This is a genomic window from Sporosarcina siberiensis (assembly GCF_042681925.1).
Classification (GTDB): Bacteria; Bacillota; Bacilli; order Bacillales_A; family Planococcaceae; genus Sporosarcina; species Sporosarcina siberiensis.
In genome coordinates this window covers 82,017-98,315 of record NZ_JBHUGI010000014.1, presented here as the reverse complement: position 1 = coordinate 98,315, position 16,299 = coordinate 82,017, and the positions used below count along the sequence as shown (strand labels likewise).

Below are 16,299 nucleotides of genomic sequence, written 5' to 3'. Positions count from 1 at the left end.
TATTGTATTTTTTATACAATTCAGGTCTGCTCATTTTTATTAATCTACATTTATTAACAATGATAAGTAAGTATGACTTTTAATTCTCTATATCTTTAGATACCAAAATCGCCTTTGTCCTAGAATTCACACCGAGTTTACTATAAACACTTGATAAGTAAACACGCACTGTTCCTTCAGACAGAACCAACTCTTGTGCAATTTCACTATTCGTAGCACCGTTTGCGAGCAAGTTCAAAACACTTCTTTCACGTGGCGTTAAACTATCCATTGCCGGGTTCTCAACTGAGTCTTTTTGACCTTCAGCAATCAATTGTTCCACATAAGTAATGGATACAGAATCCCATTTCGAACTGAAGGCGATTTTACGCATTATTAAATATTTTTTCAACAGCATAACGATAGTAATTTCATCAAGAAATAGTCTACTATAGCCGTATGGAGCGCCTTCTTTCAACGCACCATGTAATGTGATCATTGCCGCATCTACATTCCCCAAATCTACTTGACACAGTACTTCAAGAATTGTTGCTTCAACGATTGTAAGAACTTGCCTTTCTTTTATAGCACTTTCTTTCACTCTCATCGTCTTCTTTAACGCATCGGTCGCTTGTCCTTTTGCTAATAAAAGGCGGGCAGAAACCAACAACCAAAATTCTTGTTCAGATTCCGCACTTGGATTGTTCAGTCCAGTTGACACAAGAAGTTCCTGCTCTGCCTGCGTTGGATTGCCTTCAAGTAAGTACATGTACGCTTTCATCGTGCGCAATGAATCCAGCCACTGTCTTTCGTTCGTAGTTCCCATTGCATACTCTAAAACTGCATACGCTTCAACAAATTGTTGTTTGGATACATAGACCTTTGCCTTCAAAATATACATCGGTATAAATAATCCAGGATCTTTAAAATGATGACCGAACTGCAATGCAGCTTCCAATTCCACTAATGATTGGTCCAAAGCGTTTCTGTGGAAGGAGGTTTCCGCCGCAACACCGTAAGCAAATCCAGTCATGTTTTTCTCTTTCGTGTCAGGTTCTTGGAAAAACGCGAGCAAAGGAAGTATATCTTCAGGCCACAACAACTTACCCCTCGCTCCTATACTCGTCCTCAAAAGCGTCGGTTCAAGCCAATTATATTGCATCGGAATGTCATCCCACCTCGAGCTCGTCCGCCCTTTATCCATTTGTTCACCGATAATCTTCATGGATTGGTCAACATCTTTACCGCCTGCCAATAATACAAACGCACGCATCGTCTGTAAAATACTTGCCATCCCTCGATAATCTTCTGAATCCATCCATTGTTCTACTTCATGTCGCTGATCCAATTCAATGATGAGTTGACTCGCATCTTCCATTTCATAACTGTTCGCTAATGTAATCAAATATAAAACGAGCGTCTCAACATTTACCAAATAGTCATTAGCTCGCAAGGTTTGCATCCAACGATTGAAGGTTGAATTTTGCCCCCTCGTGATAATTTCTATTAAATCACTCGTGACCCAAGCATCCACTATTTCATATAAATGTCCTTTCAATGCAAGCTCAATCGCCGAATTAAAATCACCTTTCTCACGTAAATGCGTTGCCGCTTCTTTGTATAATAAAGAAACCTCTTCTGGTGAATAACGGTGCTTTAATTCCAATTGCAAGGCATCCGCGAACAGATGATGATATCGAAAAACCGGTTTATTCACATGTAAACGAATGATGAAAAGGCCCTTTTTCTCCAGTGCCAACAATGTCTGATAGCTATCTTCACGATTTGTTAGAGCATCACAAATCGGATATTCCAATTGATCCAATATCGATGTGCGTAAAAGAAAATCCTGTTCTATTGGCGGCAAGGATATTAGAATTTCTTTCAACAGAAATTCTGTTACAAACGGATGTGAACTATTAAATTCAGCATTTTCCCATTCTCCTTTTATAGCCTCCTGTCCCGCTAGTCCAGCCAATTGAAGACCTACAATCCAACCTTCCGTCTTGTCAAACAATCGCTTAAGTAATTCGGGATTCCCACTAGGATTTTCCTGTGTGGAATAATAACGCTCCACCTCATCATATGTGAAACGTAAATGATCAGCGTCAATTTCCGTAACCCATTCTTTAACACGCCATTTCCCCAAAGGAAGGGTGAGATCAGTTCGACTCGTTAAATATACGTAGGCATTTGTAGGTAAGTAATCGATAAATCGAGCCACTGAATGATGGATAACAGGACTTTCTATTAAATGATAGTCATCCATGACCATATGGATATTCCCACGAAACGACTCAATTTCATTCATAAAGGAATCAATGAGCACTTCTAACGGAGACTGCTCAGTGAATAAAGTCATTAGTCGCTTTTCAATTTCTTTCGGCACAATTCCAGAAACTGCACGTATGACGTATTTCCAAAAACGGATTGGATCGTTATCCGTTTCGTCTATCGAAAGCCATACAACTGGTTCTTCAAGTTGACTGATCCATTGAATAAGCATTGTTGACTTTCCGTATCCTGCAGGTGCACGTACAACCGTTAACCTTCTAGGACCGCTATTATGTAGCAACTCCATTAACCTAGTCCGTTCAACTGCTTGCAGTCTAGCTTGCGGCACCGTCGTTTTCATATCTAACCAAACCAAATTGATTTCCCCCCCTTTCGAACTTCCCTCTGTATTCATGACTTATTGGGTACTTTTGTTCACTAGATTTATATTTTGAAATTAGCTCAATCTGCTTTTCTATAATAAATTCAGTTACTCGTAAATGGCCTCAATCGCACCTTAACAATCTCCAATTAAATTAAATTATATTTACAGGCACTAGATGGCCAGGTTTTACACTATTCGCTGATTTCAGTCTTTAATTATCAATAACTATATTCTATCACTTCTATGTAATGAGTATTATAGTTTTTTTATTAAATTGAGTAAAATGTCTTATAAAATTTATTGATTTTCGATACTTCTTTTATCCATTCCACGAAATACTCAGAATCAAGAACCAGGATCATTCGGCTGGAAAGACATTCCTATGCAAAAGGACAGGCTTCGTCGGATTCAGGGGACATCCTGCCCGATTGCGAGGACATCGAGACCGATCGAGAGTGACATCCTATGCAAAAGGGAGGACATCGCCGGATTCAGGGGACATCCCGCGCGATTGAGAGGACATCGAGACCGATTGAGAGGACATCCTATGCAAAAGGGAGGACATCGCCGGATTCAGGGGACATCGAGACCAATTGAGAGGACATCCTATGCAATAGGGCGGACATCGTCGGATTCAGGGGACATCCCCCCGCGCGATTGCGAGGACATCTTATGCAAAAGGGAGGACATCAGCGGATTCAGGGGACATCCTGGGCGATTGCGAGGACATCGGGACCGATTGAGAGGACATCCTATGCAATTGGGAGGACATCAGCGGATTCAGGGGACATCCCGCGCGATTGCGAGGAGATCGAGACCGATTGAGGGGACATTCTACGCAATAGGGCGGACATCCCGCGCGATTCAGGGGACATCGCACTAAAAAAGGTTATCTCAATGAATCGAAAAGTCGATACATGAAATAACCATAGTTTTTTATGTTTCCTTCTGGTCTAGTTTCGCAAAGGGCTATTGGTTAAGGACAGTATTTTCAATGCCTGGTCCATATCAACATCTACTTCCAAATGTTCTGGCGTCCACGGAATATGTAGATGCGGTTCGATTCCAACTCCTGTCATTCCCTGTCCTTTATCGATTCGAGACAGTCTGGATGTTGGATACGCAAATTCAAATCCTTCATCCCATATCTTGCTCGTTAAATTCGCATAATCATTTAATCCCATTGTCGCTCGGCCAATTACAGTTACTTTCCTAGATTTCTTACAGTATTCAACGAAAGAATCACCTGAACTGCCACATTTAACATCCGCTAGCACAACAACAGACTTTGGAAGTTCTTTTCCCTTTATAAATGTGTCAGGCATAATATCACTGAAATCGAATTCTACAAAGCCCTTTCCTTTGTTCCTCTTCCATTCTCGCTGGAAAACTCCCAGAAAACGCTTGGCTTCTTCATCTGTTGTTGATTCAAGTTGATCAACCAACTCACTTTGGATTCTTTTTTCATTTGCAACAGTGCAGTTAAAGTATTGCTTCTCATCTTTATCCGAAAGTTCGACGCCCTCAATAGTCATTAGATAGGGCAGCAAAGGAAAATAACTTGAGTCACTTCCCCCGTAATTGATACGCACATCAATTACCCACTTCTCTGCCGAATCAAGGACTGCTTGATTTTCCGTTATCATCTTCATAATGGCATCAGGTTTTGCAAAATCCGTCATCGTAATGAGCACCGTATTCTCGGGTAGTTGCTGGACTGAATAAGTGGGCGAGTAAGGAATTTTATCGTAGTAAGCAAATGAAATCTCACTTCGAATTCCTTCGCTATTCTCTACATCCCCCTTTTCATAGATAGACAGGATTGATGTCCAATCTTCGCGTTCGGGATGATTTTCATTTAATAATCGATGATGTTTTCCTCTTAATTCAGCTATGCTATGCCCTCCAAGTGATACGAAATACATACCGGGCTTTAGCCTCTTTTCCGAATCAACATCCGTAACATAAAGACGGTCTTCAAAACGACGGACCCGAAATCCTCGGACTTTTTCCTTTTCAGCCTGTGAATCAGCTATCTTAAAGAAAATATGTTGGTCATTGAAATCCAATAAGTAGTCCTCGACAATTTCCTTAAACACTTCTTTTGAAAGTTGTTTTTCATCCCGTATCTTCTGAAGGAAGTATTCTGGATTGTCGCAACCTTTCTTATCTTCCCAACCCGCATAATCATGGTTCATAATGTAGACGATGTCTTCAAAAACTTTTTCCATTACTACACCTCCGTTACTATTGTTCAGATACCGCTTTCGCTTTCCCAAGCTCTGGATGCGCCTTCCGTACGACGGATGGTCTCGCCAACACGAGGACGACACCTATTAGCAATAAACCGGAAATGATTAGGATCCACTCTGCTGGGAATAGGTCATACAGGAATCCAAAGAGCACAATACCTAAGGGCATAAGTGCCATCGCCATCGTTTCCATAATTGAAAATACGCGTCCTTTGTAATCGTCATCGATTATCTTTTGCATCATGACCATGATTGGCGTATTGACGATAATCATCGTTGCGCCGAAACTGAACATAACCGCCAGATAAAAACCGAACATTACGCCGTACTCCATCTGCACCATTAACGGTAGTCCGATACTTCCCATTAGTACACCGAATACGAGAATTCCTCGCTTTGATACGAGAAAGGGATACTTTACTTCTTTTCGTACCGATAAATAAAACGATAGCAGTAACATTCCGACTGCAAATGCACCTTCAGTCAAACCAAAATGGTGTGAAGGCATTTTCAACTTTTCAATCAGGATGAATGAATACCCGACTTGAAATGCACCAAATAGGAAATTAATGAGCAAAGAAACCCAAAGGAGCGCCATAATAATCGGCTGTAGCTTCAGATAGGCAAAACCCGCTTTCATGCTATGCCACATCGATTCCCTTGCTTCCCCTTCCACTACTTTTTTTCGTTTTGCGAACAACTTGAAATTCATCGTCGATTCAAGAATCACCGCAATAATCGAAGCAATCATGTACATGATTAGGAATACAGGCATAGAAACAGTGCCATACAAAAGTCCTCCGACAGCTGGACCACCAATTGCTGCAACTGAAATGGACATTTGATTCATTGACATCGCTTTTTGTATTCTTTTTTCATCAATCAATCCTGTAATCGAGGAACTGAATGCAACGCCTGAAAAGGTCGAGGTGATCGATAACACTACGGTTGTCGTATAAATCGCGATTAGTGAGATTCCGGAAGTTAAACTAACTGTTAGAAGACCTGCAATTGCAAATGTCGAAGCAACTTGTGCCGTAATGACAATGGTCTTCCTTGAATAGTTATCCGCAACATAACCTGCAAATGGCGCCACAAGCGCTCTTGGTAATATGCTGCAAAGAAGATTTGTTGCAAAACTTGTCGCAGATCCGGTTTGTTGTAAAATATAAAAACTGATGGCAAATACATATACTTGCGCGCCAAATGAAGAGATGAGCTTACTCGTCACGAACGTCCACAAATTATAAGTCGCCCTTTTCAGCTTCAAAACATCTTCCATAAAACCACTTCCCCCTCAAAAGTTTAATTATATTAAACTAAAGATAACATGCTTTATGCTTCCATTGCAAGCCGAAGTTTAATATAATTAAACCAGATGCGGAAAATGGGGGTGTATCCTATCGAAACGTTAGGTGAACGAATACGCAAATTAAGAAAACAACAAAAACTAACATTAGAAACACTTGCTGGTAATGCGTTAACGAAAGGCATGCTCAGCCTAATTGAAAACAATAAAGCAAATCCTTCAATGGAAAGCCTGAACTATATAGCGAAGCGACTCGGTGTTGAAGTATCGGAACTACTCGAAGAAGTGAGCACACAGGAATTGCGAAAGATTTTGGAAAGCGCAGAATTACTTTCTAACACAGAACATAATCAAGTGACAGATGAATACGTCCAACTTATTACTTTGGTCGAACCTTTTGTTCCAAAACTAACCCAAGGATATGAATCCGCGCGCTTACTGGAAATGTATAGCAAATGCCTCTATATCGAAAAAAGAGATGGGTGGGAGACTTTTTCTAATCGAGCTGCACAACTCTATGATCAGATGAACATTCTACCTAGGCGTGCCAAAATTGGAATATTTCGCGCATCAGTCAAGTTCGTTGAACACGACTACGCCGAGGCACTCAAAATCATGCTACAGGAACGCCTGGAAATCGAAAGAAATCACGCATTTATTGATCCAATGACAAGAATCGACCTCGACTATCATGAAGCCGTTCTTTATTACGCTGTAGGGGATGCAGAATCGGCAATACGAGTCATGGATAATGCCATTGAATTTTCCAAGAAGCAGGGAGTGTTTTATAATATCGATAGCTTATATCGACTGGCTGCAACACATGCTATTACAACACTTGACTTGGAGAAGGCAAAGTTTTATTCAAAAAAACTTGAACTCTACGGCGAGTTTGCTGAAGATGAAGAAGCTATCTATTTCACTCGGCTTTTGGAAGTGCATTATTTAAATGCACATAAGCAATCTTATCGAGAAGCACTACGTCTCGCACGCTTAAATAACGAGGATTATAAAAAATCCAAAGTGTATAGTCCTTACTTTGATCTTGAAATAGGAAAATCTCTTTTTGGTTTAAATCAATATAAAGAATCACTCGAATCCCTTGAAAAAGTGGAGATTGCAGATTATATCCATCACCCAATCGACCTCTCCCAACTATATGAAAGAGACGCCTATATCGCACGTTGCCATTTGAAATTAGGAAGCAATGAAGATGCACTATATTATGCAAAAAAAGCATTCGATAATATTTCATCGATGCCTCATTCACCACATAAAGATTTTATTACTACAACATATGAATTCATTACCAAATAAAAAATCAGCAAAAGACGATGACGTCTCTTGCTGATTTTTTATTTATGATTATCGATTAGACTTCAACTGTTTGTTTTTCAATCGTGCCGTTGTACATTTCGGTATCCAGTTCCCCTGTCAGGCGAGCTGTTGTCACACCTGCCGTCATTGCCCCACTAACGTTTACTGCGGTACGACCCATATCAATTAACGGTTCAACTGAAATAAGAAGTCCAGCGAGTGCGACCGGAAGATTCAAAGCTGAAAGAACAAGAATTGCAGCGAACGTCGCCCCCCCACCAACTCCAGCAACTCCAAATGAACTGATTGCAACAATCACTATTAACGTAAGGAGAAATGTTGGTTCAAGTGGATTTTGACCAACTGTTGGCGCAATCATCACCGCCAGCATTGCCGGATAGATTCCCGCACAACCATTTTGACCAATCGTTAATCCAAATGATCCCGCGAAATTTGCAATGCCCTCCGGAACACCTAAACGGTTCGTCTGTGCGTCAATGTTCAACGGAAGCGTTCCTGCACTTGAACGCGATGAGAAAGCAAATAGAAGCGCTTCTCCCGCTTTTTTCACATACGTAATTGGGTTCAAACCTGAAAGTGTGATGATGATTAAGTGAATTCCGAACATCACAGCGAGCGCAACATAAGAAGCAAGAACGAACTTCCCTAAATTATAAATTGCCCCAAAGTCGGATGTCGCGACCGTCTGTGCAATGATCGCCAAAATTCCATAAGGCGTTAAACGTAAAACAATTCGCACAATCCCCATTATTAGCGAATAAATTGCGTCGATTCCCTTTTTCACAGTTGCTGCATTTTCGGGTTCCTTACGTGTAATCGCAAGATATGCGAAACCAAGAAATGCCGCAAAAATAACAACTCCGATTGTTGAAGTTGGACGCGCTCCTGTAAAATCTAAAAACGGATTCGCTGGAAGAAGGTCGATCAGTTGCTCGGGAAGAGCTTTATCTGCAACCCCCACTGAACGTTCTTCAATGGATATCCCCCGTGATAATTCGGCTTCGCCTTGTACGATATCTGATGCATTAAGTCCAAAAAGGAGCGAGGCAGCTATCCCAACAATTGCAGCAATTGCCGTTGTTCCAACAAGCATGCCTAAAATGATTCCAGCCATTTTTCCAAAGTTCTTACCAATTGTCACTTTTGTAAATGCCGCAAGAATTGAAATGAATACAAGTGGCATAACAATCATCTGAAGAAGTTTAACGTAACCAACACCAATCAAATTAAACCAAGGCATTGACTCTTTTAACACAGCAGATTCTGTTCCGTAAGCATAATGTAAAATAAGACCATAAATAATTCCAAGCCCCAGACCCGTAAATACCCGTTTCGAAAACGCGACTTTTTTTCGGTGCAGCAAAAATAGAACACTAATAAGTAGAAGCAATCCTGCGATATTTAATAAGACCAATGGTGAACTCACACTCTTTTCCTCCTCTGAGCATATATATAAACACATTCTTTATTTTATACCCTCAATCCCTATCGGTCAAGTAGGTATTAAAGTTAAGAATAAGTGAAAACACCATTATCCCCTTAGTAATAAGGTATACTAGCGTATAGATGATTATTATAGGAGGCGACCATGACAACTTTAATCAGTTTCACTATTACAGGCATTTTAATTTTAAATATATTCCTTGCAATTGCACTAATTTTTCTTGAACGACGGGATGCTACATCTACTTGGTCATGGCTTCTCGTCTTATTCTTCATCCCCGTATTTGGTTTTATTATTTACCTTCTATTTGGGCGACGTTTAAGACAAAAGCATTTGTTTAGGTGGGAAGGCCGGAGCCGGATAGGGATCAATCAGCTCATCGATTACCAGATTGAGGCGATTGAGAACGATACGTTGGATTTCCAACTGGACGATACGGAACACTATAAAGATATGATTTATCTTCATTTAAGGAATAACCATGCTGTTTTAACGCAGGACAATGACGTTCAAATCTTTAATGACGGAAAGGCCAAATTTGACGCACTCATTGACGATTTAGAATCAGCAAAGGATCATATACATTTCCAATACTATATTATTAGGCTGGACACACTTGGTAATCGCATTTTAGACGTTCTTATTCGAAAAGCAAAAGCAGGTGTAAAAGTCCGTGTTTTATTCGACGATATTGGTTCTAGAACTCTTTACAAACGTCATTTCAAAGAACTTATCGAACACGGGGGTGAAGTGGAATCGTTTTTCCCATCCATTTTACCGCTTATTAATACCCGATTGAATTATAGAAATCACCGAAAAATCGTTGTGATTGATGGTCGAATTGGTTACATCGGCGGTTTTAATGTTGGCGACGAATATTTAGGACACAATAAAAAATTTGGTTATTGGCGTGATACACACTTAAGAATAGAAGGAAGTGCACTGCATCCGTTACAGACACGATTCATCCTCGATTGGAACCAAGCATCTGTAGATCATGATATTGAGTATGCGGATCGTTATTTTCCGGTTATCCCTAGAAAAGGGGAAGTCGGTATGCAGATTGTTTCAAGCGGTCCTGATTCAGAATGGGAACAAATTAAGGACGGCTATTTAAAGATGATTTTTATTGCAAGAAAATATATTTACATTCAGACTCCATACTTTATCCCAGACGTTAGTTTTTTGGACGCACTTCGAATCGCTTGCCTATCCGGTGTCGATGTACGAATAATGATTCCAAACAAGCCTGACCACATGTTTGTTTACTGGGCCACGTATTCCAATATTGGTTACTTACTAAAAGCAGGAGCTAAAGTTTACATTTACGAGAATGGTTTTCTTCATACAAAGCAAATTGTTGTCGATGATGAATTATCGACAGTTGGAACTGCAAATATTGATGTTAGAAGTTTCAAGTTGAATTTTGAAATCAACGCCTTCATATATGACCGAGAAAAGTCACACGAGTTAGCAGAGCTTTTCGAGCAAGATATGCGCCTTTCTTCGGAATTAACACTTGAAATGTATAATGAGCGTTCACGTATGATTAAAATAAAGGAATCGATTTCTCGCCTTGTTTCACCAATTCTATAAATGAAAAAGAAAAGGAACGTCTCAGCACTAGAGACATTCCTTTTCTTTTATTTAGTCAACTTTCTAAGTACTCTTCAAGTGTACCTTTTTCGGCATATATTTCACTTGCAATACTTTCCCCTACATAGCGAAAATGCCAGGATTCATACATATATCCTGTAATGTCCTCTTTACCCAAAGGATAACGCATAATGAAACCATATCTGTGCGCATTTTCCGCAAGCCATTTACCGGCTGCTGACTCCCCAAACTCTGCTGTTAACCAAAGCTTTTCTTGATTCACTTCCCCAATATCAAATGCAAGACCTGTCTGATGTTCTGAGTAACCCGGCCGTGCGCTATACCGATCTGCTTTTTCAGGACCTTCTTTATCGACATATCGGTTATAAAGACCGGTTTGGTATTCAAAAGACCGATACGTACTAAATGCCGATAATTTATATCCCGACAGCGCTGCTTCTGCTGCCATTTTATCAAACATTTCACGTGCTTCTTTACTTTCACCTGGGGCAAATGTTGCCGGAAGTGGATATTTTTTATTGGCAATTAAAATGTTTTTTATATACGTTGGTTGTAAGGGCAATTCCTGTCCTTCGATATAACCTCCGCCATCCACAACAGGTGCAGGCTTAGAATCTTCCCCATTCTCATCAGAGATACTTGGTTCTTCTACGGGTAGGTCTTCATCTAAATCTCCAGCATTATCATCGTCGACTAAAGGGATTTCCACTTCCGGTTCCGGTTCGACTGCCTTATTTTCAATAAGACCTAACTGTATACCGATGTCACCAAAACTTTTTTCAATATCCCAATCGTTTATCGCTACCCAAACAACAAGACCCGTCATTAGTAAAGCCGTTATAAAAAGGACTATTGTTAGTTTTTTACTACTTTTCTTTTTAGTTGATCGGAATTTATGTTTGTTTTTTCGTTTTCTCTTCAAATTGTTTCATTCCTTTTCACAAATGGTCTATTTAAGTAACCATCTTTTAGTCTATCATCATTTTTCTTTACAGTCTTGCTGTGCTATCATTTAATTTTATAATACTATTCTATGATTGCGGGGATGCAAAAGATGAATAACCAACGATGGCTATCCGTTAGCTTTCTCGCCTTTTTCTTTACATGGGGAATCTTTCTCCCTTACTGGACAGGCTGGTTAACAATTGAAAAAGGATTATCTGTAACACAGGCAAGCATAGTTATGGGTGCCGGAATGATTATAAGGTCATTTTCCACATTTCTTCTTTTTCCTTTTCTTACAAAACGTATGTCACTAATTCGCATCATGAAGTGGTTGTCCTTTATTTCACTTGGGCTTACGATATTCTATATTCCCAGTTCATCATTCATTGCCCTACTATTACTAACAATGCTGTTCAGTACTTTTTATCCCATCATTCTTCCTACAGTAGAAAGCGGCGCTTCCATTCTTATGCAAACTGATCGTATCCATTATGGGCGTAGTCGTTCTTTTGGATCCATAGGATATACTGTGGCTCTTCTTACTGTCGGTGCTGCAACCGCTCTCTGGGATGAACGAGCCATTCTCTATCTAATGATTTTAGGTTTGATGGCCACAACGTTGTTCTCAACAAGACCATCACCAGATTCATTGAATAAAGAACCTTTAAAAATTAAAACACCAAAACGAGGAGCAGAATTCAAAGAACTTTTTTCAAAAAAACCGTTTGTGGTAGTCATGATTCTAGCTATTTTACTTCAAGGAGCACATGCTTCATATTATAATTATGGGTACATCTTTTTAGATGATCTAGATGTGAATAGCTTCTACATAGGAATCATTTTAAATGTTGCGGTTTTGCTTGAAATTGTGTTTTTCACGCAAGCTGATCGTTTCTTAGTAAATGTTAAAGTTTCCACAATGTTTTTAATTGCTGGAATCGGTTCAACAGTCCGTTGGATACTTATCTTTTTGTTTCCTTTTACATCTGTTTTCATTGCAAGTCAGTTATTACACGCTGTATCGTTCGGTGTAGCCCACTTCGCATTCATACGATTCATTTCCGATAAGTTGCCTAGCAATCTCATACCGGCTGCACAAGGGATGTACGCAGCCTTTGCAATGAGCCTAAGCATTGCTGTATTAACATTTGTCGGCGGTAGATTGTATGATATTTCACCACAATTGGCGTTTCTCGGTATGATTTCTTGCACCATCCCAGCAATCATTATTGTACTCATGACTCGGAAACGTTTTTCGTATTAGATAAAAAGGACACTAAAGAAAACCCAGAAAAATTAAATTCTCATTAAAATTATCATCAAAAAAACTAGAGATTTCTCTCTAGTTTTTTTGATAATTATTTTATTTCGTTTTCGGACCTTTTTTATCAGTCTTTTTTTGAAGATCCGGAGTAGATTTTGACTCTTTTATGTCTTTTGTTTCTATTACTTCTTTTGAATCTATTACTTCAGCACCTTCAACTACAGGTTCTGGCTCTTTGTAATACAGCTTTCTTCCAAGATATGTCTGGATGATTAGTAAGAATCCACCAACCGCCCAATAAAGAGGTAAAGCTGCCATTGCTTTAAACGAGATAAACATAATCATAATTGGAGATAAGTAGATGAACATTTTCATCTGCTTCTTTTGCTGTTCCGGCATTGTCCATAAAGATACACGTGCCTGGACAAAATAGACAGCACCCGCTATTAGCATCATGATCATATCGGGTTCGCCAAGTTTAAACCACAGAAACTGATAATCTTTTACAGCATCTGGTGAATAAAGGATTGCAAAATACAAACCCATAATAATCGGCATTTGAATAATGAGTGGTAGACATCCCATATTGACAGGATTGACTCCGTGCTTCTTATAAAGCCCCATCATTTCTTGTTGAAGTCTCATTTGCTCTTCTTTTTCGCCTGATTCCTTAGCTTCTTTAACTCGCTTTTGAATGTCTTCCATTTCTGGACGAAGAGCATCCATTTTGATTTTCATCGTTTGTTGTGACTTATAATTTTTCAGCATAAACGGCATTAGAAGCAACCGTATTAAGACTGTAATAATTATTATGGAAAGTCCGTAACTTCCGTTAAATTGATCACTAAAATACTTCAGTAACCACTCCATCGGACTCACGAAGAAATCGTAAAACTTACCTTCTTTATTCTGAACACCAGCACAACCACTTAAAAATATAGTCATTGTCATTAACAGTGTTACTAAGCCAATTCTCTTCTTCAATTATATTCACCTTCACCCATTCAAACTACTGAAAAGTATACATCAAACAGGTATGACTTTACAATCATTGTCTGTCGAAGAATCACATTTCTTCTCCTGGCAACAAAAAGCGGAAGTATTCTACCGACAGATTACTACGAAACTTTTTAGGCGTTTCTCCTGAATACTTCTTAAATGTACGAGTGAAATAGCTTTGATTACAAAAGTGGAATTGGTCTGATACTTCGGAAATCTTTTTCTCAGTAAATCGTAAATAATACTGTGATTCTTCTACCTTTCTTATACTTATGTATTCTACAAGTGTTATTTTAGTATGCTCACGAAATACACGTGAGAGATGACTTGTACTTATGTTTAAATGCTTTGCGATACCCTCAACTGTTAACAAGGATTCCACTTCCGAGTTGACATATTGAATCACTTTATTGACTATGTGATGTTTCACCTGTGGGCTCTTTTTTTCAGTGAGAATGTACATATAATACTCAATTAGTTCGTCAGCAAATTCCATAACAATATTTGGTTTAAGTCTTTTTTCAATTAGTACAATACACGTACTGTTAAAATCGAAAGCTTCACTAGGTGTTAGTATCGTTTTGCCTAAACGTCTTGCTACAATCGATGAAAGTGCTATGCAGTAATATTTTATATGTGAAAATACTTCTACCTTGGGGTATTCCATCAAATTAGCAACTTGCGTTCGCAAATGCTTTTGCGCTTCTGACTTTTCCAGTTTAAATAAATGTTCCAGCAATCTTTCTTCCGTTGTAAAAAAGCTTTCTTTATTTAAAATGTTTATTCGACGTTCATTTAGACTTTTTAATTCATTTGTTGAAATAGATTTCTCTGTAACTTCATTTTTCTCCATGAATATGACCCCTGTTCAACGTAAACGTATATTTGGAATTGAATTTTCAATACCAATCACTATACCCAATAATCACTACTTTATAAACCCGTAATAAAATAAGATGCCCTTTACAAAGGCATCTTATTTACTTTATTCATATTTTATGAATCTTGACTGTCGTTTTATTTTGGTAATTCTTCTGTTTCTATTTTAGTGTAAAGACCATCTATTTTTTCTGTATGTTCATCTTCTACTTCTTGATTATAATAGTGAACACTCGTCTGAGCACCTTCACTTACCATATTATTATCGCTTGAATCATATGGATCTGGATGTCCAGTATTCGTTTCAGATGAACGATTTAATTGTTGTGACTTAATAAACGAATCCACTTTTGTTTTCATATTACCAAAAGCAACCTGCGCCTTATCACGATTCTCTTTTTTACTAAAATACGCATATGCACCAGCAGCCAACGTTGCAACTAAGATACTATTATTCTTTTTACGAGCCATGAAAAATTACCTCCTGATTTTTTAAATTGCTTTCGTGTTGTCTAAGTATACCCCATCAAGGTCATTTAGAAACTTCTTAGCTTCAACCAGTATTTTAAACAAACTCTCTTCTATCATTCCCCCTAGAACTTGGTAGTAGTTTTCACTTGATTTATTTGTTATGATGACAAAAAGAAACGTTGGGGTGACGGGATAATGATTCGACGAATGACATCCAATGATATCCGCCACATACAGCATATCTTACACAATACATGGAGTGAGACGTATCGTGGCGTTATTCCTGAAAACATACAGACCGCATTTATTGACCGAGCTTATTCGGATGCCATGATGCTCATGCGTATGGAAAAAACAATCGTTCTAGTTGCTGAGTGTGAAGGTGTACCTATCGGCTTTGCAAATTTCACTAAAAAGGATACAGACGGTGACTCTGAACTTACCGCAATGTATGTCTTGCCGACTTACCAAAAAGAAGGCTATGGACAGAAGCTTTTCGAGTGCACTCTCTCACTTTTACCAGATGTAGAGCAACTCTTCGTTTACGTCGATGGACAAAATCACATTGGGCGATCTTTTTATGAGAAACAAGGTTTTGAACTGCTTGATCTATTCGATGAATTATTCGAAGGTCATCCAGTAACGACTGCCCAGTATGTTCTTAAACTAACTAATAATGCGCTTTCCTATTAAGTAATATAAAAAATGCTTTCCCAGCCTAACCCATTCAGTTCACTAGTACAAAAATGCAATTAAATAACCAAAACGAAGATCCCAAATTCGCATATGAATTTGGGATCTTCGTTTTTTCTTTTCAACTATATATTAGTTAAAGTCGTATTAATTGTTTCACATATAAATAAAAGCGACCTAATTAATTAGGCCCCTTCAAATTTCTTATGCCACAATCGCGCCCGATTACGATATATACCTAAAAGGGTTAATTCAAAACATTATTTGCCTGATAACTTTGGTGTCCTCCACACTGGTATAAAAAACTTGATATTTATGATACTCAAAATCACAATAGCAAAAAGTAAAGTAATCAATGTATTTATACTTTTTTCAAAAGGTAACATCTCATAAAAAAAGAAAGAAAAAACAAATAACAAGTCAAACCATATAATGTTTTTCGGTCCAAAT

At 38.7% G+C, this 16,299-nt stretch carries 12 protein-coding genes and 1 pseudogene; 4 read left to right on the top strand and 9 right to left on the bottom strand.

Annotation, left to right across the window (positions count from 1 at the left end):
* Positions 1-79 precede the first annotated feature (79 nt).
* From ACFSFY_RS06395 to ACFSFY_RS06385, 3 genes are all read right to left on the bottom strand, one after another.
* The gene (locus ACFSFY_RS06395) at positions 80-2,629 is read right to left on the bottom strand and encodes a winged helix-turn-helix domain-containing protein (RefSeq protein ID WP_381536366.1); all 2,550 of its coding nucleotides are present in this window, start codon (positions 2,627-2,629) and stop codon (positions 80-82) included.
* Positions 2,630-3,591: 962 nt separating this feature from the next.
* The gene (locus tag ACFSFY_RS06390) at positions 3,592-4,869 is read right to left on the bottom strand and encodes a S41 family peptidase (RefSeq protein ID WP_381536364.1); all 1,278 of its coding nucleotides are present in this window, start codon (positions 4,867-4,869) and stop codon (positions 3,592-3,594) included.
* Between the two features lie 16 nt (positions 4,870-4,885).
* Positions 4,886-6,172 (bottom strand): MFS transporter, encoded by a 1,287-nt coding sequence (locus ACFSFY_RS06385; protein WP_381536362.1) that lies wholly within the window; start codon positions 6,170-6,172, stop codon positions 4,886-4,888.
* Between the two features lie 111 nt (positions 6,173-6,283).
* Here ACFSFY_RS06385 and ACFSFY_RS06380 point away from each other — a divergent pair, with 111 nt between their 5' ends.
* Positions 6,284-7,516, top strand: a complete 1,233-nt coding sequence (locus ACFSFY_RS06380) for a helix-turn-helix domain-containing protein (protein WP_381536360.1) — start codon at positions 6,284-6,286, stop codon at positions 7,514-7,516.
* A 55-nt stretch (positions 7,517-7,571) separates the two neighbouring features.
* Here the strand turns inward: ACFSFY_RS06380 and ACFSFY_RS06375 are convergent, their stop codons facing one another.
* Complete coding sequence (locus ACFSFY_RS06375; protein WP_381536358.1) at positions 7,572-8,963, bottom strand: L-cystine transporter; 1,392 nt, start codon at positions 8,961-8,963, stop codon at positions 7,572-7,574.
* Positions 8,964-9,125: 162 nt separating this feature from the next.
* Here ACFSFY_RS06375 and cls point away from each other — a divergent pair, with 162 nt between their 5' ends.
* Positions 9,126-10,577 (top strand): cardiolipin synthase, encoded by a 1,452-nt coding sequence (gene cls, locus ACFSFY_RS06370; protein ID WP_381536356.1) that lies wholly within the window; start codon positions 9,126-9,128, stop codon positions 10,575-10,577.
* A gap of 55 nt (positions 10,578-10,632) precedes the next feature.
* Here the strand turns inward: cls and ACFSFY_RS06365 are convergent, their stop codons facing one another.
* The gene (locus tag ACFSFY_RS06365; protein WP_381536354.1) at positions 10,633-11,520 is read right to left on the bottom strand and encodes a M15 family metallopeptidase; all 888 of its coding nucleotides are present in this window, start codon (positions 11,518-11,520) and stop codon (positions 10,633-10,635) included.
* 132 nt (positions 11,521-11,652) lie between these two features.
* On the opposite strand from ACFSFY_RS06365, the gene ACFSFY_RS06360 reads away from it, so the two are divergent.
* Positions 11,653-12,807, top strand: a complete 1,155-nt coding sequence (locus ACFSFY_RS06360) for an MFS transporter (protein WP_381536351.1) — start codon at positions 11,653-11,655, stop codon at positions 12,805-12,807.
* 99 nt (positions 12,808-12,906) lie between these two features.
* On the opposite strand, the gene yidC is transcribed toward ACFSFY_RS06360, so the two are convergent.
* The 3 genes from yidC to ACFSFY_RS06345 form a co-directional block, all read right to left on the bottom strand.
* A complete protein-coding gene (gene yidC, locus ACFSFY_RS06355) occupies positions 12,907-13,791 on the bottom strand; it encodes a membrane protein insertase YidC (protein WP_381536350.1) in 885 nt (294 codons plus the stop codon).
* An 82-nt stretch (positions 13,792-13,873) separates the two neighbouring features.
* The gene (locus ACFSFY_RS06350; protein ID WP_381536348.1) at positions 13,874-14,659 is read right to left on the bottom strand and encodes a helix-turn-helix domain-containing protein; all 786 of its coding nucleotides are present in this window, start codon (positions 14,657-14,659) and stop codon (positions 13,874-13,876) included.
* Between the two features lie 164 nt (positions 14,660-14,823).
* Positions 14,824-15,156, bottom strand: a complete 333-nt coding sequence (locus ACFSFY_RS06345; protein ID WP_381536346.1) for a hypothetical protein — start codon at positions 15,154-15,156, stop codon at positions 14,824-14,826.
* A 195-nt stretch (positions 15,157-15,351) separates the two neighbouring features.
* Between ACFSFY_RS06345 and ACFSFY_RS06340 the strand changes: the two genes are divergently transcribed.
* The gene (locus tag ACFSFY_RS06340) at positions 15,352-15,849 is read left to right on the top strand and encodes a GNAT family N-acetyltransferase (RefSeq protein ID WP_381536343.1); all 498 of its coding nucleotides are present in this window, start codon (positions 15,352-15,354) and stop codon (positions 15,847-15,849) included.
* Between the two features lie 260 nt (positions 15,850-16,109).
* Here ACFSFY_RS06340 and ACFSFY_RS06335 read toward each other — a convergent pair.
* Positions 16,110-16,299, bottom strand: a pseudogene (locus tag ACFSFY_RS06335) (helix-turn-helix domain-containing protein); the annotation flags it as partial.